Raw genomic sequence first — 22,122 nt, 5'->3', positions numbered from 1 at the left:
GATCACCGTGTCGTTTCGGTAAGGCGGCGTTTCACATAGGTCGTGGTCGTGTCGATCAGCGTCTCCATGTGCGGTTCCTTGAAGAAATGGTCGGCGCCCTCGACCTCTTCGTGGGTGATGGTGATGCCTTGCTGTTCATGCAGTTTGCCCACCAGCGCGGTGGTATCGGCGGGCGGCGCGACACGGTCGGCGCTGCCGTTGATGATCAGCCCCGAGGCGGGGCAGGGCGCAAGGAACGAGAAGTCATACATGTTGGCAGGGGGCGAGACGCTGACGAAGCCGGTGATTTCGGGGCGGCGCATCAGAAGCTGCATGCCGATCCATGCCCCGAAGGAGAACCCGGCGACCCAGCAATGCTTGGAATTGTTGTTCATGGATTGCAGGTAGTCGAGCGCGGATGCGGCATCCGACAGTTCACCCACGCCCTGGTCGTATTCCCCCTGGCTGCGCCCGACGCCGCGGAAGTTGAAGCGCAGCACCGTGAAGCCCATGCTGTAGAAGGCGTAATGCAGGTTGTAGACGACCTTGTTGTTCATCGTGCCGCCGAATTGCGGGTGCGGATGCAGCACGATGGCGATGGGAGCGTCTTTTTCCCTTTGAGGGTGGTAACGACCTTCGAGACGGCCTTCTGGGCCGGGAAAGATGACCTCGGGCATAGGGCCTGTATCTCCTAGGTTCGGCGCGCGACTTTCTTGACGAAATCGCTCAAGCACCTTAGAACGGTTCTAAAGTCCAGCTAAGGGCTGGAATCTTCAAGCCAGATAAGGCTTGCATGGCGTCACGTCAATCTATTCGCGGGGGAATCGGCGATGAAGCTGAGCACGAAGGGACGATATGCGATGGTGGCCCTGGTCGATATCGCGCTTCAGGATGGTGACGATCTGGTGACGCTGAACGAAATCGCGAAGCGTCAGGATATCTCGCTGCCTTATCTAGAGCAACTGTTCGTCAAGCTGCGCCGGGCGGAACTTGTCGCTTCGGTGCGCGGACCGGGGGGCGGTTACAGGCTGGCGCGCCCGACATCGGAAATCCGGGTGGTCGATGTGCTGGCGGCAGTGGACGAGAGCGTGAGCGCCTTGCAGAAAGGGGCCGGGGCTTCGGGTGCGGCCAGCGGCTCGAAGGCGCAATCCATGAGCAACCGGCTGTGGGAATCGCTGAGCGCGCAGGTCTATGTGTTTCTGCACCAGACCCGGTTGAGCGATGTGGTCAGCAATACGCTGGCGCCTTGCCCGGCGGTGCCGACCCTGTTCGCTGTGGTCGACGAGGATTGAGCGGCGCGCGTCCCCGGGGCGCGGGCCAAAGAAGGATGATCGGTGGCTGAGATGGCAAGGGCCTATCTGGATTACAACGCGACGGCCCCGCTGCGCCCGGAGGCGCGGGCGGCGATGCTGGAGGCGATGGACCTTGTGGGCAACCCTTCGAGCGTCCATGCCGAGGGGCGCGCGGCCAAGGCCATGATCGAGCGCGCCCGCGCCGATGTGGCGGCGGCGTTCGGCGCCGAGGGCCATGATGTGATCTTCACCTCGGGCGCGACAGAGGCGGCGGCGATGGCCTGCGCGGGGCGCGGGCTGCACGGTGCCATGATCGAACATGATGCGGTCAAGGCTTGGATCACCGCCGATCTGGCGGTGGATGCTCAAGGACAGGTGACGGTGCCCGATCCGGGGCAGTCGGTGCTGCAGCGCGCGAATTCCGAGACCGGCATTGTTCAGGCGCTGCCCGAGGGGCTGGAAGTGAGCGACATGACCCAAGCGTTCGGCAAGCTGCCCGATGCCTTCAACTGGTCGGGCTGCCGGATGGCGCTTTTGTCGGCGCATAAGCTGGGCGGCCCCAAGGGCGTGGGTGCGCTGGTGGTCAGGCGCGGCACCGATCTGCCGGCGATGATACGCGGTGGCGGGCAGGAGATGGGTCGCCGCTCGGGGACGGAGAATGTGATTGGAATCATGGGGTTCGGAGCCGCTGCCAAGGCGGCGGCGCGGGATCTGGCCGATGGGGTCTGGCAACGGGTCGCGGAATTTAGAAGGATTCTAGAAAATACGGTTGCAGCCGGGGCAAATGAGACTATTTTTGTCGGGAAAGATGCCGCGCGCCTGCCCAACACGTCGTGTTTCATAACGCCGGGTTGGAAGGGGGAAACGCAGGTGATGGCGCTGGATCTGGCGGGGTTCGCGATTTCGGCCGGTTCGGCCTGTTCCAGCGGCAAGGTGCGCAGCAGCGGTGCGTTGCAGGCGATGGGGTTCAGCGAGGCCGACGCGGGCTGCGCGGTGCGGGTCTCGCTGGGGCCGGACACGACCGAGGACGAAATCATGCGCTTCGCCGAGACATGGCTGAAGCTGAGACAGAAACACCGCGCCCGCGCGGCGTAGTCGATCAAGGAGGAATGCCGATATGGCGGCACTGGATGACACCAAGGTCAAGGAAGGCGTCGATCAGGAGACGGTCGATGCCGTGCGCGAAATGGCCGGCACCTACAAGCACGGCTGGGAAACCGATATCGAGATGGATTACGCCCCCAAGGGGCTGACCGAGGATATCGTCAGGCTGATTTCGGAAAAGAACGAAGAGCCTGAGTGGATGACCGAATGGCGTCTTCAGGCCTATGCCCGCTGGCTTCAGAAGGAAGAGCCCGACTGGGCGATGCTGGATTATCCCGAGGTGGATTTCCAGAACCAGTATTACTATGCGCGGCCCAAGAGCATGGCGACCAAGCCCAAATCGCTGGACGAGGTCGATCCCAAGCTGCTCGAAACCTACGCGAAACTGGGCATCCCGCTGAAGGAACAGATGATCCTTGCCGGTGTCGAGGGCGCCGAGGCGGCCCCGGCCGAAGGGCGCAAGGTGGCCGTGGATGCGGTGTTTGATTCCGTGTCGGTGGGCACGACGTTTCAGAAGGAGCTGAAAGAGGCGGGCGTCATCTTCTGTTCGATCTCGGAGGCGATCCAGAACCATCCCGAACTGGTGCGCAAATACCTGGGTTCGGTGGTGCCGGTCAGCGACAATTTCTACGCGACGCTGAATTCGGCGGTATTCTCGGACGGGTCGTTCGTCTACGTTCCGCCCGGTGTGCGCTGCCCGATGGAGCTGAGCACCTATTTCCGCATCAATGCCGAGAATACCGGCCAGTTCGAGCGCACGCTGATCATCGCCGACAAGGGGTCCTATGTCAGCTACCTCGAAGGTTGCACCGCGCCGCAGCGCGATGAAAGCCAGCTTCACGCGGCGGTGGTCGAGATCATCGTCGAGGAAGACGCCGAGGTGAAATATTCCACGGTGCAGAACTGGTATCCGGGCAACGAGGAAGGCAAGGGCGGCATCTACAACTTTGTCACCAAGCGCGCCGATTGCCGGGGCGACCGGGCCAAGGTGATGTGGACGCAGGTGGAAACCGGCAGTGCGGTGACGTGGAAATACCCGTCCTGCATCTTGCGCGGCGATGACAGCCAGGGCGAGTTCTATTCGATCGCCATCACCAACAACTGGCAGCAGGCCGATACCGGGACCAAGATGATCCACCTGGGCAAGAACACGCGTTCGCGCATCGTGTCCAAGGGGATCAGCGCCGGCCAAGCGCAGAACACCTATCGCGGCCTTGTCAGCATGCATCCCAAAGCCAAGAACAGCCGCAACTATACCCAGTGCGACAGCCTGTTGATCGGCGGCAAATGCGGCGCGCACACGGTTCCCTATATCGAGGTCAAGAACAACTCGAGCCGGGTCGAACACGAGGCGACGACATCCAAGGTGGACGATGACCAGCTGTTCTATTGCCGCCAGCGCGGCATGGACGAGGAAGAGGCCGTGGCCCTGGTGGTGAACGGGTTCTGCAAGGACGTGTTGCAGGCCCTGCCGATGGAATTCGCGATGGAAGCGCAGCAGCTGGTCGCGATCTCGCTGGAGGGCTCCGTGGGCTGACGCAAGCCGCCCGCAACGGAATTCAACGAACAATGCGGCCCCCGCGGCCGCCGAAGAGACAGAAACGAGGAATCTCAAAGATGCTGGAAATCAAGAACCTGCATGTCGATCTGGAAGACGAGGAAAAGACCATCCTCAAGGGTGTGGATCTGTCCGTGGAAGCGGGCAAGGTGCATGCGATCATGGGACCGAACGGGTCGGGCAAATCGACGCTGAGCTATGTTCTGGCGGGGCGCGACGGCTATGAAGTGACTGAGGGATCGGCGACGCTGGACGGGGTCGACATCCTTGACATGGAGCCCGAAGAGCGCGCCGCGGCGGGCCTGTTCCTGGCCTTTCAGTATCCTGTCGAAATCCCCGGCGTGGGCAACATGACCTTCATGCGCACGGCAGTGAACGCGCAGCGCAAGGCCAAGGGCCTTGACGAGATGAGCGCCACCGATTTCCTGAAGATGGTGCGCGAAAAGGCCGCGACACTGAAGATGGATAACGAGATGCTCAAGCGCCCGGTCAATGTCGGGTTCTCGGGCGGCGAGAAGAAGCGCAACGAGATCCTGCAGATGGCGGTGTTGGAGCCGAAGATGTGCATCCTCGACGAGACCGACTCGGGTCTCGATGTGGACGCTATGAAGCTGGTGGCCGAAGGCGTGAATGCGCTGCGCAACGAGGGGCGCGGTTTCCTTGTCATCACCCACTACCAGCGCCTGCTGGATCATATCAAACCCGATGTCGTGCACATCATGTCCGAGGGCCGCATCGTCAAGACCGGCGGTCCGGAACTGGCGCTGCAGGTCGAGCGCGAGGGCTATGAGGATATCAAGGCGGAGGTGGCGTAATGGCATTGCCGCAGGCGAAACTGGATGCGACCGAGGCGCGGCTGGCCGTTGCCGCCCGCCCGAGCGGCGCGGCCTGGGCCGATGCGGCGCGCGATGGCGCGCTGGCGCGGTTGCGCGCTCAGGGGCTGCCGCACCGGCGCGACGAATATTGGAAGTTCACCAACCCCGACACGCTGGTTCAGCCCGAAGCGCCCGAGGCGGCGACCTTCGACGAGACCGACGCACCGATCTTCGACGCGGTCGAGCGGCTGAAGATCGTGTTCGTGGACGGTGTCTTTGATGCGGGTGCGAGCGACGATCTGGCGCTTGAAGGTGTCACGATCGAGCGGCTGAGCGAGGCCGCGCAAAGCGATATCCACTGGGCCAAGGAGCTTTATGGCGTGCTTGAAGAGCGCGGGCAGGATCCTGTCGCGCGTCCGCTGGCGGCGCTCAACACGGCGCTGGCCGATGACGGTGTCCTGATCCATGTCACAGGCAAGGCCAGCAAGCCGATCAACCTGATCTATCACCACCAATCGCCCCGCTCGGACGCGATGCTGCATCATGTGGTCAAGCTTGATCCGGGTGCGGAGGTCACATTGCTGGAAAACGGCCCCGCCGCCGCACGGTTCAACGCGGTGATGGAGGTCGAGGTGGCCGATGGCGCCGCGTTCCATCATGTGCGCGCGCAGGGGCGCGATCACGAGCGGCGCACGGCGACGCATCTGTTCGCCCGCCTTGGTGAGGAGAGCACCTTCAAGACCTTTACCCTGACCGCCAACGGGGTGCTCACGCGCAACGAATGCGTGGTCGAGATGAAGGGTGACGACGCGGCGGCACATATCGCCGGGGCCTGTGTGGGCGATGGTGATTTCCACCATGACGACACGGTTTTCGTGACCCATGACGCGGTCAACTGCGAAAGCCGCCAGGTGTTCAAGAAGGTGCTTCGCAACGGTGCGCGGGGTGTGTTCCAGGGCAAGATCCTGGTGAAGCCTGACGCGCAGAAAACCGATGGCTACCAGATCAGCCAGTCGCTGCTTCTGGATGGCGACAGTGAGTTCGACGCCAAGCCCGAGCTTGAAATCTATGCCGATGACGTGGCCTGTTCGCATGGCTCGACATCGGGGGCGATCGACGAGGAGGGGCTGTTTTACCTGCGTGCGCGCGGCGTGCCCAAGGATATTGCCACCGACCTTCTGACGCTGGCCTTTCTGGCCGAAGCCGTGGACGAGATCGAGAACGAGGATTTGCGGGCCGAACTGGTCAACCTGCTTGAGGGTTGGCTGGGGCGTCGACGCGGCTGATGCCCGTCACAACCGATATCGTGGCCACCTACCGGCGGCCACGGACGGTCATGCGGCAGTTGCTGGCGATGCCCGAAAGTGAAGGGCGCGCGCTGGCGATTGTCATGTCGGCCTGTCTGGTGGTGTTCATCGCCCAGTGGCCGCGGCTGGCAAGGGTCGCGCATCTGAACGATCAGGAAATCAACCCGCTTCTGGGAGGGGCATTGATGGCGTGGGTCTTCATCATGCCGCTGGTGCTCTATGCGCTGGCCTTCCTGAGCTTTGTGGTGTTACGCATCTTCAGTGCGCGGGCGAGCGGCTATCGCTGCAGGATGGCGCTGTTCTGGGCGGTGCTGGCGGTGAGCCCCTTGTTCCTGCTCAACGGACTGGTGGCCGGTTTCATCGGCGCGGGCGCGGGGCTGCAACTGGTTGGCCTCGTGACTCTTTTGGTATTCATGTGGTTCTGGCTTGCGAACCTGCGTGAGGTTGGATGGGGCGAGACATGACGGCCAATCACTTCAAGGACCTTGTGCGGCAGACACTGTTCCAGCCGGGAGATGCGGCGCGCCAGCTGATCGAGTTCAGCCTACCGCGCCAATGGCTGTGGATGGCGATTGCACTTGTCTCGGTCCTCGGCTCGATACTGTTTTCGGCGTCGCTGCAGATGTCGCCACCCGATGCGCAATCGGCCGCGCTCATTCCTTCGGCGCTCCGCTCTCCGATCCTTTTTGCGGTGTTGCTGTTCGCGGGTTTCGTGGTCTTTTCCGCCACGCTGTTCTATGTGGGTCGATGGATGGGCGGCACGGCGGAAGCGATCGACGACATCTTCGCCCCGCTTGTGTGGTTCCAGATCCTGCGGCTGGTGGTGCAGGCCATCGTTCTTCTGCTGTCATTCGTCGCCCCGGGTCTTGTGTCGATCATCGTGGTGGTCGTGTTCGTCTGGGAAACCTACATTCTTGTTTGCTTTGTCGATGCGGCCCATCGTTTTGGCAGCGTGTTGAAGGCGGCGGGCGCCGTGATCCTTTCAACCTTGCTGATCGGCATCGCGCTGAGCGTCATTTTCAGTTTCATCGCGCTCACGATGACGGAAGGAGCCTGACATGCTGGACGTCGAGAAAATCCGCGCCGATTTTCCGATCCTTGGCCGCGAGGTGAACGGCAAGCCGTTGGTCTATCTCGACAACGGTGCGTCGGCGCAGAAACCGCAGGTGGTGATCGACGCGATCACCACGGCCTACAGCCACGAATATGCCAATGTGCATCGCGGGCTGCATTACCTTTCCAATGTCGCGACCGAGAAATACGAGGCGGTGCGCGGCATCATTGCGCGGTTTCTGGGCGTTGCGGATGAGGATCAGATCATCCTCAATTCCGGCACTACCGAAGGTATCAACATGGTCGCCTATGGATGGGCCATGCCGCGGATGGAGGCGGGCGACGAAATCGTGCTGTCGGTGATGGAGCATCACGCCAATATCGTGCCCTGGCATTTCCTGCGCGAGCGGCAGGGTGTGAACCTCAAGTGGGTGGATGTGGATTCCACCGGTGCGCTCGACCCGCAAAAGGTGATCGATGCGATCGGGCCGAAAACGAAACTGGTGGCGATCACGCATCTCTCGAATGTTCTGGGCACCCGCGTGGATGTAAAGGCGATCTGCGATGCCGCGCACGAAAAGGGCGTGCCCGTCATGGTCGATGGCAGCCAGGCGGCGGTGCATATGCCGGTCGACCTTGATGCCCTGGGGTGCGATTTCTACGCCATCACCGGGCATAAGCTCTATGGCCCGTCAGGGTCGGGCGCGATCTATGTACAGCGCGACCGGTTGGCCGAGATGCGTCCGTTCATGGGCGGCGGCGACATGATCCGCGAGGTCAGCAAGGATCAGGTGACCTATGCCGATCCGCCGATGAAGTTTGAAGCCGGGACGCCAGGCATCGTGCAGATGATCGGGCTTGGCGCGGCGCTCGAATACATGATGGCGGTCGGGATGGAGAATATCGCGGCCCATGAGGCCGGGCTGAGCGCCTATGCACAGGAACGCCTGACCGGGCTGAACTGGCTGAGCCTGCAGGGCACGACGCCGGACAAAGCGGCGATCTTTTCGTTCACGATGGACGGGGCGGCGCATGCGCATGACATCTCTACCATCCTGGACAAGAAGGGCGTTGCGGTCAGGGCCGGGCATCATTGCGCGGGGCCGCTGATGGATCACCTCGGGGTCAGCGCGACCTGCCGGGCCTCGTTCGGGATGTATAACACGACCGATGAGGTCGATGTCCTGATCGAAGCGCTGGAACTGGCGCATGACCTCTTCGCCTGATCGTCGACACGGTCAACCGGGGCCGAGCAGGCGGGCTATCGGGGCGTAATCGTCGCTGAGCACCACGGGATCGCGCGCCTTCAGCATCGTGTCGACGAAGCGATCCGACAGGGCGCCGTAGCGTGTGGGTTCGGGTGCGGGAAACTGCACGCTGTCGACGGGGCTTGGCCCGTCCGAGGCGACCAGCACGAACACCATCCGCTCGCCCGGTTCGGGCCGGCGCTGTTCGGTCCAGATCTCGACGTTCGGAAAGACGGTGGCCAGCGTCGCATGGATCGCCGCCAGCGCATCGAGCCGGTCCTCGAAATCGATCACATTCATCAGGTAGATGCCGCCCGGATTGAGCCGCTCGCGCACGAGGGTGAAGAACTCCTGTGTGATCAGGTGCGAGGGCACGGCGATATCGGTGAAGGCATCGCCCAGGATCACGTCATAACGGGTATCGGGGCGTGAGGTGAGCGCGCGGCGGGCGTCTTCGTGCAGCACAAGGGCGCTCTTGGGATCGAACCAGAAATCGTCTGCGGCGACGCGGGTCACGACCGGGTCGATCTCGGCCACGGTCAGCGGGCCGATGCCCCGATCCGCCCATGCGCGCGGGATCGTAAAGGTTCCGCCCCCGACGAAGAACGCCGAGAAAGGCCGCGCGCCCATGCGCATCCGCGCCAGCCCGTCGAGCATCGCGCCATGATCCGAGAACATCACCTGCGGCAGGTCGCGCGCGCTGATGCCATGCGCCAGGTGATCGAGCACCATCAGGTTCACGGGGCGCGAGGGATCGGCGGCGATATCCTCGGTGCGGATGCAGAAATAGCGGCTTTCATGGTCGCAGGGGCTCGACATCGTGGCGCCAAACCCGGTCATTGCCAGCACGCCTGCCGCCATCGTCAGCGGCAATGCCTGCCAGGCGCCTCGCGCGAGCCAGAGGCAGGCCAGCGCGCAGATCACGTAGCAGAGCGTCACGATTGCGAGCGTGAGCGTACTGCCGAGCCATGAAATGAACAGGAACCCCGCCAGAAGCGTCCCTCCGATCGCGCCGATTGCCCCGGCGGCGAACATGGCGCCCAGTGCGCGCCCCGAACGGTCCGACGTGGTGACCGCGATCTGCGCCAGCACAGGGGCCGGGACACCGGCAAAGAAGGAAGGCGCAAAGAAGGCCGCCGCGCAAAGCAGGGTGATCGCCCAGACCGGATGCGTGACCATCTCGAGGAGCGGCCCGGCGCTGCTGCGAAGGAGCAGCCCCGCGACCGCCGTGGTTGCCGCCGCCGCCAGAAGCGCCCAGCCGGTCTCGCGCAGGGCGCGGGGCGCGGGCCTTTCGGCAATGCGCCCGCCCCACCAGTGGCCCGCCGAGAACCCCGCCAGGACCACCGCGATCACCGCCGTCCAAGTATATAGCGACATGCCCACATAGGGTGCCAGCATACGCCCCGCGACGATCTCGACGACGAGGCTGGCAGCCGATACGACGCCCTGCAGGAATACAAGAAACCAAAGTCTGGATCGGGACATGATACGGCCTTCACGGTTGAGTCCAGCGCCTATAACGACCGATTTTGCCCAGGGTTTCAAGCTGCTTGCCAGTGCCGGATTTCCGATTGCAGGCTGAGGCGCTTTGCCCTATAGCCTGTGCCGCACGCACCTGTAGCTCAGCTGGATAGAGCGCTGCCCTCCGAAGGCAGAGGCCAAAGGTTCGAATCCTTTCAGGTGCGCCAAATTCCTCTCATTTGTCTTGCCGCGTTACAACAGCACGCCATAGCTCCAGATCACTGCGAACAGCAGCGGTTGGTGGAGGAGGTAAAGCGGCAGCGTGTTGCGTCCCGCCCAGAGCAGCCAGCGGCGGGGGCCTGTCATCGCCTCCGGATCATAGCGCGTGGCATGGTCGAGCCAACCCAGTCGCGTGGCGAGGCGCAAGGTGGCAAGTCCGGCGAGGAAGATGGCGAACCAGGGAAAGAGCGGCTCGAAGTCGAGAGCGGGCGCCGGATCGGGCGAGAGGCCCAGCCACCAGAGCGCCGGATGGGTGAAGGCCTCGCCCTCTACGAAGCGCGGAAGGAGGAACACGCCAAGCGCCGTCAGCACCACCAGGATGAGCGGCAGACGCAGGAACGCAAGGCCCAGGAGGCTGAAGGTGGCGATGGCATGCAGGATGCCGAAATAAACGAAGAATTGCGGCATCATCGCGTAGGTCACCAGGGTGATCAGCAAGGCGGCCAGACCGATCTTGCCAACGCGCTTCAAGGCTTCGGGCCAGCGGATACGCGCCCTGTGAGCCAGATAGAGGCTGGCCCCGGCCAGGAAGATGAACCCGCCGGCCACCAGATGCGCCAGGGCATCCCAGCCGGGCTGATGCACCGTGCCGGGCGGAAGATGGCCGAAGAACTGCAGGTCATAGACGAAATGAAACAGCACCATCCCGGCCAGCGCCGCGGCGCGCAGCGCATCGAGCAGGAGGATGCGCCCGCTGCGCGCGCTCATGCTCATGGCTTCCACACGCGGCCGCGCGGATCGGGGGAGAGCGCCTCGGGCCAACCGAAGAGATGTTCATAAGCGAGGATCGCAAGGCAGATCAGCACGATCGCCAGAAAAAACCTGACCTGCCGCTTGCTGGGCGGGTTCTGGGCCCAACGGGCCATGCGGAAAAGGAAACGGATATTCATGACTTGGTGAACAGCACCGTTCCGATATAGGGCAGGTTGCGCCCTTTGCGGGCATAGTCGATGCCGTAGCCGACCACGAATTCGTCGGGGATTTCAAAGCCGGTCCAGTTGGCGACGGTGGGCATCTCGCGGCGTGCGGGCTTGTCGAGGAGGGCGACGCTGCGCAGGCGGGCGGGCGCGCGGGCGCTCAGAAGTTCGAGGACTTGGGTCAATGTGCGCCCGGTATCCACGATATCCTCGATTACGAGCACGTCGCGCCCTTTGATGTCGGTCCCCAGATCCTTGACGATTTCGACCTGGCGGCGTGACTGGGTGCTGTCCCCGTATGAGGAGAGCTCCATGAACTCCATTTCAACCTCGAGGTCGAGCGCCCGCACGAGGTCGGCGGCGAAGATGAACGCGCCCCGCAGGACGGTGACCACCAGAAGATTCCGGCAACCGGCGAAATCACTTTCAATTTCGCGCGCAAGGCTTTGAACCCTCAGAGAAATTGTCTCGGCCGGGATCATGGGCAGGATCTCGTAGGCCCGGTCCATGATGGGACCCCCCTTGAATTTTTTCCACCAGTCTATGAAAAAGCGCGGCACTGTCACGACAAATCCGGACCACGCCGCAATGCCAGCACATGCCGAAACACGCCAGGTCCCTTATTCGGCCCGGCAAATGTACGACCTTGTGGCCGACGTGGCCAGATACCCGGAGTTCCTGCCCTGGACAGCGGCGGCACGGGTGCGCAAGGTGACACCGCAGGCGGATGGGTCTGAGTTGATGGAAGCCGATCTTGTCATAAGTTTCAAGGTCTTCCGGGAACGTTTTGGCAGCCGCGTGGTGCTTTGGCCTGAAAAGAACCTGATCGAGACCGAATATCTGGACGGCCCGTTTCGCCACATGAAATCAAGCTGGCGGTTCGAGGATGACGCGCAGGGCTGCCTGATCCATTTCGACGTGGATTTTGAATTCCGCAACATCCTTCTGCAGAAGGCCGCAGGGTTGTTCTTCTATGATGCGATGCAACGGGTGGTGAAGGCGTTCGAGTCGCGGGCGCGTGATCTTTACGGCTGAGCGCCGGTCAGCTGAGGGCGCGCGAGAGAAGCACCAATGCGTGATCGCGTGACCTGCGACGCACCTCGGCGCGTCCGATGCTACCGAACTCTCGTGTTTCAGTGAATGTTTTCAATCCCTTGCGGGCCAATCCGAAACAAACGCGCCCCTCGGGTTTGTGCTCGGAGCCGCCCGGACCGGCGATTCCCGTGACCGATACGGAAAGCTGCGCGGCGGAATGGGAGAGCGCGCCATCGGCCATTTCGCGGGCGACGGGTTCGGAGACGGCACCGTGGGTGGCCAGGGTTTCGGGTAGGACGCCGAGCATGTCGGTCTTGGCGGCGTTGGAGTAGGTCACGAAGCCGCGATCCACCACCGAAGAAGAGCCTGCGATATCGGTCAGCGCCGCGATGACCATACCGCCCGTGCAGGATTCGGCAGTGGAGATCATCACGCCCTGCGCCTTGGCCAGTTCAAGAACTTCTTCTGAAATCAACGCATTAAGATCCCATGTGAAAGTGCAGCGAGGGCCATTACGCCAATCGCGGCGAAGGCCCCGGCGATGATATCATCAAGCATCACGCCAAGCGAATCCCCGCGGCGGTCGGCCCAGCCGACGGGGCCGGGTTTCCAGATGTCGAACAGGCGAAACAACAGGAAAGCGGCGATCCAGCCGGGATAGAGCGCGGTGAGCGAGGCGCCGACATGGGCGGCGCCGAGGGACACGGGGAGGAAGGCGAGCCATTGGCCAGCGACCTCGTCGATCACGATCTCGGATGGGTCGTGATCCGATTTTCCCTTTGTTTCCAGTTCTGTAGCCCACCAGCCGAGCGCGAAGACCAGCACGGTCGCCGCGATCAGAAGCCAGGGACCGCCGAGGATGTGCACGCCCCAGGCCACGGGAATGGCCGCCAAAGAGCCCCAGGTTCCGGGTGCGGGGCGCAAGTGGCCGACAAGAAAAAACGTTGTAATGAAATGGGTTACGGTCATGTCTTCACCAATGTGACGGCGGCCTGCGCGGCGATTCCTTCCTCGCGGCCGGTGAAGCCGAGGCGTTCGGAGGTGGTGGCCTTGACGGAAATGCGGGTTGGGCAGAGGCCGGTGATGGCGGCGAGGGTGTCGACCATGGTCGGCGCGTGGGGTGTGATCTTGGGCCGTTCGCAGATAAGAGTGACGTCCATGTTATTGATAACAAAACCATTATCAGATGCCATCCCCACGGCGTGACGCAGGAATATGTGGCTTTCGGCGCCTTTCCACTGGGGGTCGCTGGGGGGGAAGTGGCGGCCGATGTCGCCTTCGGCCAGCCCACCATATATGGCGTCGGTGAGCGCGTGCATCGCAACATCCGCGTCGGAATGGCCCTGGAGGCCACGATCATGGGGGATGCGCACACCGCAGAGGGTGACATGGTCGCCATCCCCGAAACGGTGCACATCATAGCCTTGGCCGATACGTATATCCATTTGATCTTTCAGTATTTTCTCGGCCCGAATGAAGTCTTCGGGGTGGGTGATCTTGAGGTTGTCCTCGTGGCCTTCGAGGATGCGGACGGGGATCTGGGCGGCGCGGGCGATCTCGACATCGTCGGCGGCGTCACTGCGATGCCCGCGGTGCGCCGAAAGAATATCCGCAAAACCAAAGGCTTGCGGGGTCTGTGCGCGCCAGAGCCCGGTGCGGTCACGGGTGCCGGTGACATGGCCATCCGCGCCGGTCCAGAGGGCGTCGGTCACCGGCAGAGCCGGTGCAACGGCGCGGGTGCCGGGCTGTCGGAGAGCGTACAAAACGTCCGTTATGTACGCCGGTTTTGTACAGGCGCGGGCGACGTCGTGGATCAGGACGTACAGAATGCCGGATTCGCCCATATCGGCGGCCAGATGTTCGAGCCCGCAGCGCACGGAGTCGGCGCGGGTCGCACCGCCGGTCGTGACGGTGACGCGCCCGCGGGGCGTGAAGCGGTCGAGGTCGTCGGGATGGAGCACGACGACGATATGGTCGATCTCGGGAACGGCCTCGAAAGCGGCGACGGTCCAGTCGATGACGCGGCGCCCGGCGAGGGGTTGCCACTGCTTTGGCATCTCTCCTCCGGCGCGGCGGCCACGGCCCGCGGCAACGATGATGGCGGCGTTCGTCATGCGATTTGATACCGCGCGGGCGCGGGCAAGCGCAATGGCGCGAACGGCTGCCTATATTTTAGGCAAAGCGCCCTCATGCGGGCTGGAAACACCGTGCAAACATTGTTTAAGACATGGTGAGTGGATAGAACGGCCTACGTGCACAAGGATTAATCACGTGACACCACCCCTGACGACGAACCAACAGACAGTCCCGGTTTTCCTGGCCCCGCTGGCGGGAATCACCGATCTGCCGTTTCGCAACCTCGTGTCGCGCTTCGGGGCGGACCGGGTGGTGAGCGAGATGGTCGCGAGCCAGGAGATGGTGCAGGCCAAGCCGGGTGTGCGTGAAAGGGCCGAACTGGGCCTTGGCAGCGGAAACACGGCCGTTCAGATCGCCGGGCGAGAGGCGCATTGGATGGCCGAGGCGGCGCGACAGGTCGAGGGGCGCGGCGCCAAGATCATCGATATCAACATGGGCTGTCCTGCCAAGAAGGTCACGAGCGCCAGTGGCGCGGGTGCGAGCGGGTCGGCGCTGATGAAGGATCTCGACCACGCGCTGTCGCTGATCGAGGCCGTGGCCGAGGCGGTCAGCATTCCGGTCACGCTCAAGACGAGGCTGGGATGGGATGACAACATGCTGAACGCGCCCGAGCTGGCGCGGCGCGCGGAGGCGGCGGGTGTGGCGATGATCACCATTCACGGGCGCACGCGCTGCCAGTTCTACAAAGGGCGTGCCGATTGGGCGGCGATTGCGCGGGTCAAGGCGGCGGTCGGCGTTCCGGTGATCGCCAATGGCGATATCGTGGATGCGCAGAGCGCGCGCGAGGCGCTGGCGCTGTCGGGTGCCGATGGGGTCATGATCGGGCGCGGTGCGCAGGGGCGGCCCTGGCTGCTGGCGCAGGTGGCCGCGCAGCTGGCGGGCAGGGCGCAGGACGGCCCGGATGTGCCCGAGGGCGCGGCGCTGGCCGATATGGTGTGCGGGCATTACCAGGACATGCTGGCATTCTACGGGGCCGATCTGGGCAACCGGGTCGCGCGCAAGCACCTGGGCTGGTACCTGGCGGATGCGGGGTGCAACGCGGGGTTGCGCAAGCGGGTGCTGACCAGCCGTGACCCCGACGAGGTGCTGCGCCTGTTGCCCGATGCGCTGAGCGATGGCGAGAGGGCGGCGGCATGATCGAGCAGAATGACGCGCTGTGGGTGTCCTTGCCGGTGCCGGCGCTGTTGCTGGACGGGCGCGACCGGATCGTGCAGATCAACCCGGCGGCGGAGGGTTTCCTGATGACCTCGTCGAAGGCGATCGCGGGGCAGCCTGTCTGGGACAAGCTGATGGTGGATGCGCCGCTGGAAGAGGCCTTCGAGCGGGCGCGCGAGAATGACTCGCCGCTGTTCGTCAATGACGTGGATGTGGGAACGGGCGACCGCGCGCCGCTGCATTGCAACTTGCAGATCGCGCCGCTGAGCCATGCGCCGGGGCATATGCTGTTGCTGATTTCGCCGCGTGAGCTGGCGGGCCGGGTCACGCAGGGCCAATCGGTGAAGTCGGCGGCGAAATCGGCCATCGGGATGGCCGAGATGCTGGCGCATGAGATCAAGAACCCGCTGGCCGGGATCACCGGGGCAGCGCAGCTGTTGTCGATGAACCTGAGCAATGACGATCTGGAACTGACCGATCTGATTGTCAGTGAAAGCCGCCGGATCGTCGGGCTGCTGGAGCAGGTCGAACAGTTCGGCAATGTCACCGCGCCGAAGCTTCAGGCGGTCAACCTGCATGATGTGCTGGACCGGGCGCGGCGTTCGGCGATCCTGGGGTTCGCGGCGGACATGACCGTGATCGAGGATTACGACCCGTCGCTGCCGCTGGCGCTTGGGGATCCCGACCAGCTTTTGCAGGTGATCCTGAACCTCTTGCGCAATGCCGCCGAGGCGGCGGGCCGGAGCGGGGGCGGCGGCGTGATCACGCTGCATACCTATTACGAGCAGTCGCTGAGGGTGCGGCGCGGCAATGGCGGGGGCAAGTCGTTGCCCTTGCAGATCGAGGTGATCGACGACGGGCCGGGGCTTCCGCCGGAGATTGCCGAGGACATATTCGACCCGTTCGTCTCGGGGCGCGAGAACGGCACGGGTCTGGGGCTGGCATTGGCAGCGAAGATCATCTCGGATCACGATGGCTGGATTTCGGTCAGTTCGGTGCCGGGGCGGACGGTGTTCCGGATCTCGCTTCAGCGTGCGCCCGACGAGATGCCAGAGACCATGGAGGACAAGGCAGATGGATGGCACGGTACTGGTCGCGGATGACGACCGAACGATCCGCACGGTTCTGACCCAGGCGCTGACGCGCGCGGGATGCAAGGTGCATGCGACCAGTTCGCTGACAACGCTGATGCGCTGGATCGGCGAGGGCAAGGGCGATGTGGTGATTTCGGACGTGATCATGCCCGATGGCAACGGGCTTGAGATGCTGCCCAAGATCGCGCAGGACCGGCCCGGCCTGCCGGTGATCGTGATTTCCGCGCAGAACACGATCATGACGGCGATCAAGGCCGAAGAGGCCGAGGCCTATGATTACCTGCCCAAGCCATTCGATCTGCCGGACCTGATGAAGCGCACGGCGCGGGCGCTGGAAAGCCGCGCGCGCAGCTCGTCGAGCGCCGTCGAGGACGAGCGGCCCGATGAATTGCCGCTGATCGGGCGCACTGCGGCGATGCAGTCGCTTTACCGGGTGGTGGCGCGGATCATGAATACCGACCTGCCGGTGCTGATCACCGGGGAATCGGGCACCGGCAAGTCGCTGATCGCGCGGGCGATCCATGATTTCTCGGACCGGCGTACCTTGCCCTTCATCACGGTGACGCCCGCGGATCTGGCCGACCTGGAAGGCCCCGCCAAGGTGATGGCGCGCGCCAAGGGCGGCACGATCGTGCTGGACGAGGTGACGGATCTCGATGCGGATTCGCAGGGCCGGGTGGTCAGGATGATGGATGCGCCGGGCGATCACGCGCCGCGTTTCATGGCCACGAGCCAGGCGCGTTTGTCGGACCGGCTGGAGGGCGGGCGGCTGCGCGAGGATCTCTATTATCGCCTGTCGGGGGCGGTGATCGAGGTGCCGTCGCTGCGCGAGCGGGTCGAGGACATTCCGCTGCTGGCGGCGCATTTCCTGGCGCGGGCGGAGCGCGAGGGCAACCCGCCGCGCGCCTTGTCGGAAGGGGCCGAGGAGCTGATGCGCGCCTATAGCTGGCCGGGGAATGTGCGCCAGCTGGAAAACGCGGTGCGCCGCATCGGGCTGACCGCGCGGAGCGAGGAGATCAGCCGCGCCGAGGTCGAGGCGGTGCTGGGCAATCAGCCCGCGGCGCAGCCGGTGCTGGGGCAGGGCGATGGCGAGAAGCTGTCGGCGTCGGTGGCGCGCCACCTTCAGCGGTATTTCGACCTGCATGGCAACATGCTGCCGCCGCCGGGGCTTTATCCGCGAATCCTGCGCGAGGTGGAGGCGCCGCTGATCGAGATCGCGCTGGATGCGACCGGGGGAAACCAGGCGAAATGCGCCGATCTGCTGGGGATCAACCGAAATACGCTGCGAAAGAAGATCAAGGACCTTGATATTCTCGTGACTCGCCGCCGCAAGTTGATGTAAAACTGCAACATTGATGTGGCATTTTGGGCGAACGTCGTTACGGCGCCATATGCTGTGGTGCGCCCAGAGAGGCGCCACAACCTGATGGGGGCAGTGCGTGGCGGTAAACACACGCAAATGGACGTGGGAACGGGTGAGCCGGTTGCGGCGCATCCGGCGCGTGCAGACATTCGCGACATTCGGGCTGGTGGTGCTGGGGCCGGTCCTGGCGGTGCTGACCTACATGGTCATGGGCCCGCTGGATCAGGGCTCGTCCTCCAACTCGCTGCGCGTGGTGATGCTGTCCGACCTGGTCTATGTGATCATCGTCGCGGCGCTGGTGCTGCAGCGGGTGGCAAGGATGGTGGCCGCGCGGCGCAAGCGCTCGGCGGGGTCGCGGCTGCATCTGCGGCTGACCGGGGTGTTTGCGCTGATGGCGCTGTTGCCGACGATCACGGTGGCGGTCTTTGCGACATTGTCGGTGAACATGGGTCTGGAGGCGTGGTTCTCGGACCGGGTCGGGCGTGTGGTGGACAGTTCGGTCGCCGCCGCGCAGGCCTATGAGGAGGAGCACCGGCGCGACCTGATCGAGGATGCGCGGGTTCTGGCCTCGGTCATCAACGCGACCAAGCGGGCGACGGTTTTCATGGATGACGGCGACATCCGCGCGGTGCTGTCGCGCGGTCAGCGCGAGATCCAGAGGGGGCTGCGCGAGGCCTTCGTGATCGACGGCACCGGCGATATCCGGGCGCGCGGCGAAAGCTCTTACCTGTTCGATTACGAAGAGCCTGCGCCCGAGCAGATCCGCCGCGCGGCGGAAGAGGGCGTGGTGGTCATCCAGGACTGGGAGAACAACGAATTCCGCGCGCTGATGCCGCTGGAAACGCTGCCCGACCGCTATCTTTACGTGAGCCGCAACGTGGACGGCGCGATCCTGAACCTGCTGGACGAGACCCAGGAAACCGCGCGGTTCTATGAGCAGCGCGAAAGCGAGCGCGGCCGGGTGCTGTTTGAATTCGCGCTGGTCTACCTGGGCTTTGCGCTGATCCTGATCCTGGCGGCGGTCTGGATGGGGATGCTGTTTGCCGAGCGTCTGTCGCGGCCGGTCGGGCAATTGACCAGCGCGGCGCAGAGAGTCGGCGAGGGCGATCTGGATGTGACCGTGCGCGAAGAGGAGGGCGATGACGAGATCGCCCAGCTTGGCAGTTACTTCAACCAGATGACCCGGCAGCTGAAGGGCCAGCGCGAAACGCTGCTGGCCAATACCCAACAGATCGAGCGCCGCCGCCGCCTGTTCGATTCGGTGCTGGGGTCGGTGTCGTCCGGCGTGGTCGGGCTGGATGTGCGCGGGCGCGTGACCTTCGTGAACCGCGCCGCGGAGCGGTTGCTGGACTGGCAGGAGGATCAGGCGTCGACGTCGCTGAGCGTGGCGGTGCCGGAATTCGGGGAGCTGTTTGAAAAGCTGAAATCGAGCCCCGGCGGATTCGTGCAGGAAGAGATCAAGGTCAGTCGCGGCGGGCGGGTCGAGAACCTGCTGGTGCGGATGTCCACAAGGCGCAGCGAGTCGGGCAAGCGCGAAGGCTACGTGGTGGCGTTTGACGATGTGACCGACCTGGTGGCGGCGCAGAGGCTGGCCGCCTGGGGCGATGTGGCGCGGCGCATCGCGCATGAGATCAAGAACCCGCTCACGCCGATCAAGCTGTCGGCCGAGCGCATCAAGCGCAAGTTCAGCAAGGTGCTGGAGCCCGATCAGGCCGAATCGTTGATCCAGCTGACCGATGTGGTGATGCGCCAGACCGACGATCTGCGCCGGATCGTGGACGAGTTTTCAAAATTCGCACGTATGCCGGAGCCCGATGCGAAACCCGAAAGCCTGACACGGCTTGTGCGCGAGGCGGCGTTGTTGCAGGAAGCGGGGCAGCCCGATGTGCATTTCGACATTGCGCTGAGCGAGGACGAGTTGTGTGCGAGTGTCGATGCGACGATGATCAGCCAGGCGCTGACGAATTTGATGAAGAACGCAGGCGAGGCGATCGAGAGCCTTCAGGAGGCGGGTGCGCCCGAAGGGCATGCCCCCGAGATCCGCATCACCAGCGATTTCGAGGACGGCCAGGCGGTGTTGCGCATCGCCGACAACGGCATCGGCCTGCCGGAGGATCGCTCGCGTCTGTTCGAGCCTTACGTCACCACGCGCGAAAAGGGCACGGGGCTGGGGCTGGCGATCGTCAAGAAGATCATCGAGGAGCACGGCGGCAGTCTTGTGCTGGAGGATGCGCAGCCCTTTGCCGAGGGTGCGCGCCGCGGAGCGATGGCAGTGGTGCGGTTGCCCCTGCTGAACGCCGGGGAGGAGCAGGCAATGGAACGGGAAGCGGTGTGAGGCATCATGGGTGACATACTTATTGTCGACGACGAGCGCGATATTCGCGAGCTGATCGCGGATATCCTTCAGGACGAGGGTTACGAGACGCGGCTGGCGGGCACTTCGGATGCCTGCATGGCGGCCATCGCCGAGGCCGCGCCGTCGCTTCTGATCCTGGATATCTGGCTCAAGGACAGCCAGATGGACGGGATCGACATCCTGAAGGCGGTGAAGCGTGACCACCCGGAAATCCCGGTGGTCATCATCTCGGGGCATGGCAATATCGAGATCGCGGTCGCCGCGATCAAGCAAGGGGCGTATGATTTCATCGAGAAGCCCTTCAATATCGACCAGCTTCTGGTGGTGATCCGGCGCGGCATGGAAACCAGCCGTCTGCGGCGCGAGAACCAGCAATTGAAGCGGCGCGAGACCGAACCGGCGCAGATGCTGGGGGAAAGCGCTGCGTTCCGCACGCTGGTGTCGCAGCTTGACAAGGTGACGCGCTCGAACGGGCGGGTGATGCTGACCGGGGCGGCGGGATCCGGCAAGGAGCTGGCTGCGCGCTATATCCACGCCAATTCGCAGCGCGCAGACGGGCCGTTCGTCTGTGTGAGCTGCGCCTCGATCGAGCCCGAGCGCATGGAAGAGGTGCTGTTCGGGCGGGAAACCGAAGAGCGCGGCGTCGAGGTGGGCCTTTTGGAGGAGGCCAATGGCGGCATCATCTATTTCGACGAAGTGGCCGACATGCCGCTTGGCACGCAATCCAAGATCCTGCGGGTTCTGGTGGACCAGACCTTTCTGAGGGTCGGGGGCGGCGACAAGGTGGAGGTGGACCTGCGGGTGATCTCGTCGACGAGCCGCGATCTTGAGGCGGAGATCAGCGCCGACCGGTTTCGCCGCGAGCTTTATCATCGCCTGAACGTGGTGCCGATCGAGGTGCCGGGGCTGGAGGAGCGGCGCGAGGACATACCCGCGCTTGCGAACCATTTCATCGAGATGCTGAACCGCACTCAGGGCCTGCCGCTGCGCGAGATGAGCGAAGAGGCAGCCGCCCTGCTGCAGACGATGAACTGGCCGGGGAATGTGCGCCAGCTGCGCAACATGATCGAACGGGTGCTGATCCTGGGCGAGGCGGGTGGCGAGATCCGCGCCGCCGAGCTGCCCGGCGACAGCGAGGCCCCGGCCGAGGATGGCCGGGTTGTGCTGGCGGGGTCGGTGGCGACGATGCCGCTGCGCGAGGCGCGCGAGGCATTCGAGCGCGAATACCTGATGACCCAGATCAACCGCTTTGGCGGCAATATCAGCCGCACCGCCGAATTCGTCGGGATGGAGCGCAGCGCGCTGCACCGCAAGCTGAAATCGCTGGGGGTCGTGACCGGCGCCAAGAATGGTCGCGCCAAGGGCGAGGACGGCGAGGACGAGGCTGCCGAGGGCTGAGGCTCAGCGCGCGGGGGTGTGGATGCGCCAGTTGCCTGCAGTGGTGCGCAGCGCGCAGCTGTCTGCGCCCAGCACCGGCATCGGATCGCTGGAACGGATCGTCACGGTGCCCGCGACCGAGCCGTCGCAGGGCGGGAGGTTGACGGTCGCATAGCCGCGATCGGCCATGCATTGGCGCACCACCTGTGCGCGCAGCGACTGGTTGGCGTCGTAGCGCTCGTATTGGGCGGGGCGGATCAGCACCCGGCGCCAGGTGCAGTAACCATTGGGAAAGCAAACCGGCTGGGTCGCGTATTCGGGCGGGGTGTAGCGGGTGCGGATGCGCTCGGGCACCTGACGCAGGGCGCTGACCTGGCAGGCGGTTTCGTCGCGATCGAGCTGCGCCACGGTGGTTCCGGGTTTGTAATAGAGCGCGGGCGGCGAACAGGCGGCCAGCGCCAGAAGCGCGATCAGGACGGGCAGGACATGGCGGCGCGATTCAGGCATGTCGCCAGTCTAGCGCGCGCTCGGCCGGGGGACAAAGGAATTGACCCCGGTTGGGGCTTCTGTCATGCAGCATTTCCAGACAGCGAT

23 protein-coding genes and 1 tRNA gene are annotated in these 22,122 nt (G+C 64.1%); 15 read left to right on the top strand and 9 right to left on the bottom strand.

All coding sequences use genetic code 11. The features are described from left to right. Positions 1-2: 2 nt before the first annotated feature. The gene (locus tag ROH8110_RS06360) at positions 3-656 is read right to left on the bottom strand and encodes an alpha/beta hydrolase (protein ID WP_085816811.1); all 654 of its coding nucleotides are present in this window, start codon (positions 654-656) and stop codon (positions 3-5) included. A 153-nt stretch (positions 657-809) separates the two neighbouring features. On the opposite strand from ROH8110_RS06360, the gene iscR reads away from it, so the two are divergent. The 8 genes from iscR to ROH8110_RS06320 all read left to right on the top strand — a co-directional run bounded on the left by iscR (position 810) and on the right by ROH8110_RS06320 (position 8,334). Beyond that, the gene (iscR, locus tag ROH8110_RS06355; protein ID WP_085816810.1) at positions 810-1,271 is read left to right on the top strand and encodes a Fe-S cluster assembly transcriptional regulator IscR; all 462 of its coding nucleotides are present in this window, start codon (positions 810-812) and stop codon (positions 1,269-1,271) included. A gap of 51 nt (positions 1,272-1,322) precedes the next feature. Next, positions 1,323-2,366, top strand: a complete 1,044-nt coding sequence (locus tag ROH8110_RS06350) for a cysteine desulfurase family protein (RefSeq protein ID WP_085816809.1) — start codon at positions 1,323-1,325, stop codon at positions 2,364-2,366. Between the two features lie 22 nt (positions 2,367-2,388). Next, a complete protein-coding gene (gene sufB, locus ROH8110_RS06345) occupies positions 2,389-3,912 on the top strand; it encodes a Fe-S cluster assembly protein SufB (protein WP_085816808.1) in 1,524 nt (507 codons plus the stop codon). A gap of 80 nt (positions 3,913-3,992) precedes the next feature. Continuing rightward, positions 3,993-4,748, top strand: a complete 756-nt coding sequence (gene sufC, locus ROH8110_RS06340) for a Fe-S cluster assembly ATPase SufC (protein WP_085816807.1) — start codon at positions 3,993-3,995, stop codon at positions 4,746-4,748. Continuing rightward, positions 4,748-6,034, top strand: a complete 1,287-nt coding sequence (gene sufD / locus ROH8110_RS06335) for a Fe-S cluster assembly protein SufD (RefSeq protein ID WP_085816806.1) — start codon at positions 4,748-4,750, stop codon at positions 6,032-6,034. Before sufC ends, sufD begins: the two co-directional genes overlap by 1 nt. Beyond that, positions 6,034-6,519: a YIP1 family protein gene (locus tag ROH8110_RS06330; protein ID WP_085817041.1), complete on the top strand. Its 486-nt coding sequence runs from the start codon at positions 6,034-6,036 to the stop codon at positions 6,517-6,519. The genes sufD and ROH8110_RS06330 overlap by 1 nt, the downstream gene beginning before the upstream one ends. Then, positions 6,516-7,112, top strand: coding sequence for a YIP1 family protein (locus ROH8110_RS06325; protein ID WP_170156429.1), 597 nt, complete (start codon positions 6,516-6,518; stop codon positions 7,110-7,112). The genes ROH8110_RS06330 and ROH8110_RS06325 overlap by 4 nt, the downstream gene beginning before the upstream one ends. Before the next feature lies 1 nt (position 7,113). Next, the gene (locus tag ROH8110_RS06320) at positions 7,114-8,334 is read left to right on the top strand and encodes a cysteine desulfurase (protein ID WP_085816804.1); all 1,221 of its coding nucleotides are present in this window, start codon (positions 7,114-7,116) and stop codon (positions 8,332-8,334) included. 12 nt (positions 8,335-8,346) lie between these two features. Here the strand turns inward: ROH8110_RS06320 and ROH8110_RS06315 are convergent, their stop codons facing one another. After that, the gene (locus ROH8110_RS06315) at positions 8,347-9,840 is read right to left on the bottom strand and encodes a fused MFS/spermidine synthase (RefSeq protein ID WP_085816803.1); all 1,494 of its coding nucleotides are present in this window, start codon (positions 9,838-9,840) and stop codon (positions 8,347-8,349) included. 126 nt (positions 9,841-9,966) lie between these two features. Here ROH8110_RS06315 and ROH8110_RS06310 point away from each other — a divergent pair. Further along, positions 9,967-10,043: transfer RNA gene (locus ROH8110_RS06310), tRNA-Arg, on the top strand. A 25-nt stretch (positions 10,044-10,068) separates the two neighbouring features. On the opposite strand, the gene ROH8110_RS06305 is transcribed toward ROH8110_RS06310, so the two are convergent. From ROH8110_RS06305 to hpt, 3 genes are read right to left on the bottom strand one after another with little or no spacing between them, the layout of a single operon-like run. Continuing rightward, complete coding sequence (locus ROH8110_RS06305) at positions 10,069-10,803, bottom strand: heparan-alpha-glucosaminide N-acetyltransferase (RefSeq protein WP_170156430.1); 735 nt, start codon at positions 10,801-10,803, stop codon at positions 10,069-10,071. A 2-nt stretch (positions 10,804-10,805) separates the two neighbouring features. Then, the gene (locus tag ROH8110_RS06300; protein WP_085816801.1) at positions 10,806-10,985 is read right to left on the bottom strand and encodes a hypothetical protein; all 180 of its coding nucleotides are present in this window, start codon (positions 10,983-10,985) and stop codon (positions 10,806-10,808) included. After that, a complete protein-coding gene (hpt, locus tag ROH8110_RS06295; RefSeq protein WP_085817040.1) occupies positions 10,982-11,524 on the bottom strand; it encodes a hypoxanthine phosphoribosyltransferase in 543 nt (180 codons plus the stop codon). The genes ROH8110_RS06300 and hpt overlap by 4 nt, the downstream gene beginning before the upstream one ends. A gap of 76 nt (positions 11,525-11,600) precedes the next feature. On the opposite strand from hpt, the gene ROH8110_RS06290 reads away from it, so the two are divergent. Further along, positions 11,601-12,047 carry a type II toxin-antitoxin system RatA family toxin gene (locus ROH8110_RS06290; protein WP_085816800.1) on the top strand — a complete coding sequence of 149 codons (447 nt, stop codon included), beginning with the start codon at positions 11,601-11,603 and terminating at the stop codon, positions 12,045-12,047. A gap of 7 nt (positions 12,048-12,054) precedes the next feature. On the opposite strand, the gene ROH8110_RS06285 is transcribed toward ROH8110_RS06290, so the two are convergent. From ROH8110_RS06285 to ROH8110_RS06275, 3 genes are read right to left on the bottom strand one after another with little or no spacing between them, the layout of a single operon-like run. Continuing rightward, positions 12,055-12,522, bottom strand: a complete 468-nt coding sequence (locus ROH8110_RS06285) for a CinA family protein (RefSeq protein ID WP_085816799.1) — start codon at positions 12,520-12,522, stop codon at positions 12,055-12,057. Beyond that, the gene (locus tag ROH8110_RS06280; protein ID WP_085816798.1) at positions 12,519-13,016 is read right to left on the bottom strand and encodes a phosphatidylglycerophosphatase A family protein; all 498 of its coding nucleotides are present in this window, start codon (positions 13,014-13,016) and stop codon (positions 12,519-12,521) included. Before ROH8110_RS06280 ends, ROH8110_RS06285 begins: the two co-directional genes overlap by 4 nt. After that, positions 13,013-14,161, bottom strand: a complete 1,149-nt coding sequence (locus tag ROH8110_RS06275; RefSeq protein WP_085816797.1) for a bifunctional 2-C-methyl-D-erythritol 4-phosphate cytidylyltransferase/2-C-methyl-D-erythritol 2,4-cyclodiphosphate synthase — start codon at positions 14,159-14,161, stop codon at positions 13,013-13,015. Before ROH8110_RS06275 ends, ROH8110_RS06280 begins: the two co-directional genes overlap by 4 nt. 157 nt (positions 14,162-14,318) lie before the next feature. Between ROH8110_RS06275 and dusB the strand changes: the two genes are divergently transcribed. The 5 genes from dusB to ntrX all read left to right on the top strand — a co-directional run bounded on the left by dusB (position 14,319) and on the right by ntrX (position 21,549). Then, a complete protein-coding gene (gene dusB, locus ROH8110_RS06270; protein WP_245962737.1) occupies positions 14,319-15,320 on the top strand; it encodes a tRNA dihydrouridine synthase DusB in 1,002 nt (333 codons plus the stop codon). After that, entirely contained in the window at positions 15,317-16,441 is a 1,125-nt protein-coding gene (locus ROH8110_RS06265; RefSeq protein ID WP_085816795.1) for a two-component system sensor histidine kinase NtrB, read from the top strand. Before dusB ends, ROH8110_RS06265 begins: the two co-directional genes overlap by 4 nt. After that, positions 16,413-17,774, top strand: coding sequence for a response regulator (locus tag ROH8110_RS06260; protein WP_085816793.1), 1,362 nt, complete (start codon positions 16,413-16,415; stop codon positions 17,772-17,774). Before ROH8110_RS06265 ends, ROH8110_RS06260 begins: the two co-directional genes overlap by 29 nt. Positions 17,775-17,871: 97 nt before the next feature. After that, positions 17,872-20,130: a sensor histidine kinase NtrY-like gene (locus tag ROH8110_RS06255; RefSeq protein ID WP_370738111.1), complete on the top strand. Its 2,259-nt coding sequence runs from the start codon at positions 17,872-17,874 to the stop codon at positions 20,128-20,130. 6 nt (positions 20,131-20,136) lie between these two features. Then, positions 20,137-21,549 (top strand): nitrogen assimilation response regulator NtrX, encoded by a 1,413-nt coding sequence (ntrX, locus tag ROH8110_RS06250; RefSeq protein WP_085816791.1) that lies wholly within the window; start codon positions 20,137-20,139, stop codon positions 21,547-21,549. A gap of 3 nt (positions 21,550-21,552) precedes the next feature. On the opposite strand, the gene ROH8110_RS06245 is transcribed toward ntrX, so the two are convergent. Further along, the gene (locus ROH8110_RS06245; RefSeq protein ID WP_085816789.1) at positions 21,553-22,035 is read right to left on the bottom strand and encodes a hypothetical protein; all 483 of its coding nucleotides are present in this window, start codon (positions 22,033-22,035) and stop codon (positions 21,553-21,555) included. Positions 22,036-22,122: the final 87 nt, after the last annotated feature.

The sequence above is a fragment of the Roseovarius halotolerans genome (genome assembly GCF_900172255.1).
GTDB classification, from domain to species: Bacteria; Pseudomonadota; Alphaproteobacteria; order Rhodobacterales; family Rhodobacteraceae; genus Roseovarius; species Roseovarius halotolerans.
The sequence above is the reverse complement of the archived record's forward strand: the minus strand, read 5'-3'. Positions and strand labels throughout refer to the sequence as shown.

What these genes read in the sequence shown, in the direction of transcription:
- ROH8110_RS06290 (WP_085816800.1), top strand. Translation starts at nt 11,601, where the DNA reads ATGCCAGCACATGCCGAAACACGCCAGGTCCCTTATTCGGCCCGGCAA.
- ROH8110_RS06325 (WP_170156429.1), top strand. Translation starts at nt 6,516, where the DNA reads ATGACGGCCAATCACTTCAAGGACCTTGTGCGGCAGACACTGTTCCAG.
- ROH8110_RS06300 (WP_085816801.1), bottom strand. Translation starts at nt 10,985, where the DNA reads ATGAATATCCGTTTCCTTTTCCGCATGGCCCGTTGGGCCCAGAACCCG.
- iscR (WP_085816810.1), top strand. Translation starts at nt 810, where the DNA reads ATGAAGCTGAGCACGAAGGGACGATATGCGATGGTGGCCCTGGTCGAT.
- ROH8110_RS06260 (WP_085816793.1), top strand. Translation starts at nt 16,413, where the DNA reads ATGGATGGCACGGTACTGGTCGCGGATGACGACCGAACGATCCGCACG.
- ROH8110_RS06245 (WP_085816789.1), bottom strand. Translation starts at nt 22,035, where the DNA reads ATGCCTGAATCGCGCCGCCATGTCCTGCCCGTCCTGATCGCGCTTCTG.
- sufD (WP_085816806.1), top strand. Translation starts at nt 4,748, where the DNA reads ATGGCATTGCCGCAGGCGAAACTGGATGCGACCGAGGCGCGGCTGGCC.
- ROH8110_RS06305 (WP_170156430.1), bottom strand. Translation starts at nt 10,803, where the DNA reads ATGAGCGCGCGCAGCGGGCGCATCCTCCTGCTCGATGCGCTGCGCGCC.
- ROH8110_RS06350 (WP_085816809.1), top strand. Translation starts at nt 1,323, where the DNA reads ATGGCAAGGGCCTATCTGGATTACAACGCGACGGCCCCGCTGCGCCCG.
- ROH8110_RS06275 (WP_085816797.1), bottom strand. Translation starts at nt 14,161, where the DNA reads ATGACGAACGCCGCCATCATCGTTGCCGCGGGCCGTGGCCGCCGCGCC.
- ntrX (WP_085816791.1), top strand. Translation starts at nt 20,137, where the DNA reads ATGGGTGACATACTTATTGTCGACGACGAGCGCGATATTCGCGAGCTG.
- sufB (WP_085816808.1), top strand. Translation starts at nt 2,389, where the DNA reads ATGGCGGCACTGGATGACACCAAGGTCAAGGAAGGCGTCGATCAGGAG.
- ROH8110_RS06320 (WP_085816804.1), top strand. Translation starts at nt 7,114, where the DNA reads ATGCTGGACGTCGAGAAAATCCGCGCCGATTTTCCGATCCTTGGCCGC.
- ROH8110_RS06360 (WP_085816811.1), bottom strand. Translation starts at nt 656, where the DNA reads ATGCCCGAGGTCATCTTTCCCGGCCCAGAAGGCCGTCTCGAAGGTCGT.
- ROH8110_RS06330 (WP_085817041.1), top strand. Translation starts at nt 6,034, where the DNA reads ATGCCCGTCACAACCGATATCGTGGCCACCTACCGGCGGCCACGGACG.
- ROH8110_RS06315 (WP_085816803.1), bottom strand. Translation starts at nt 9,840, where the DNA reads ATGTCCCGATCCAGACTTTGGTTTCTTGTATTCCTGCAGGGCGTCGTA.
- sufC (WP_085816807.1), top strand. Translation starts at nt 3,993, where the DNA reads ATGCTGGAAATCAAGAACCTGCATGTCGATCTGGAAGACGAGGAAAAG.
- ROH8110_RS06265 (WP_085816795.1), top strand. Translation starts at nt 15,317, where the DNA reads ATGATCGAGCAGAATGACGCGCTGTGGGTGTCCTTGCCGGTGCCGGCG.
- ROH8110_RS06280 (WP_085816798.1), bottom strand. Translation starts at nt 13,016, where the DNA reads ATGACCGTAACCCATTTCATTACAACGTTTTTTCTTGTCGGCCACTTG.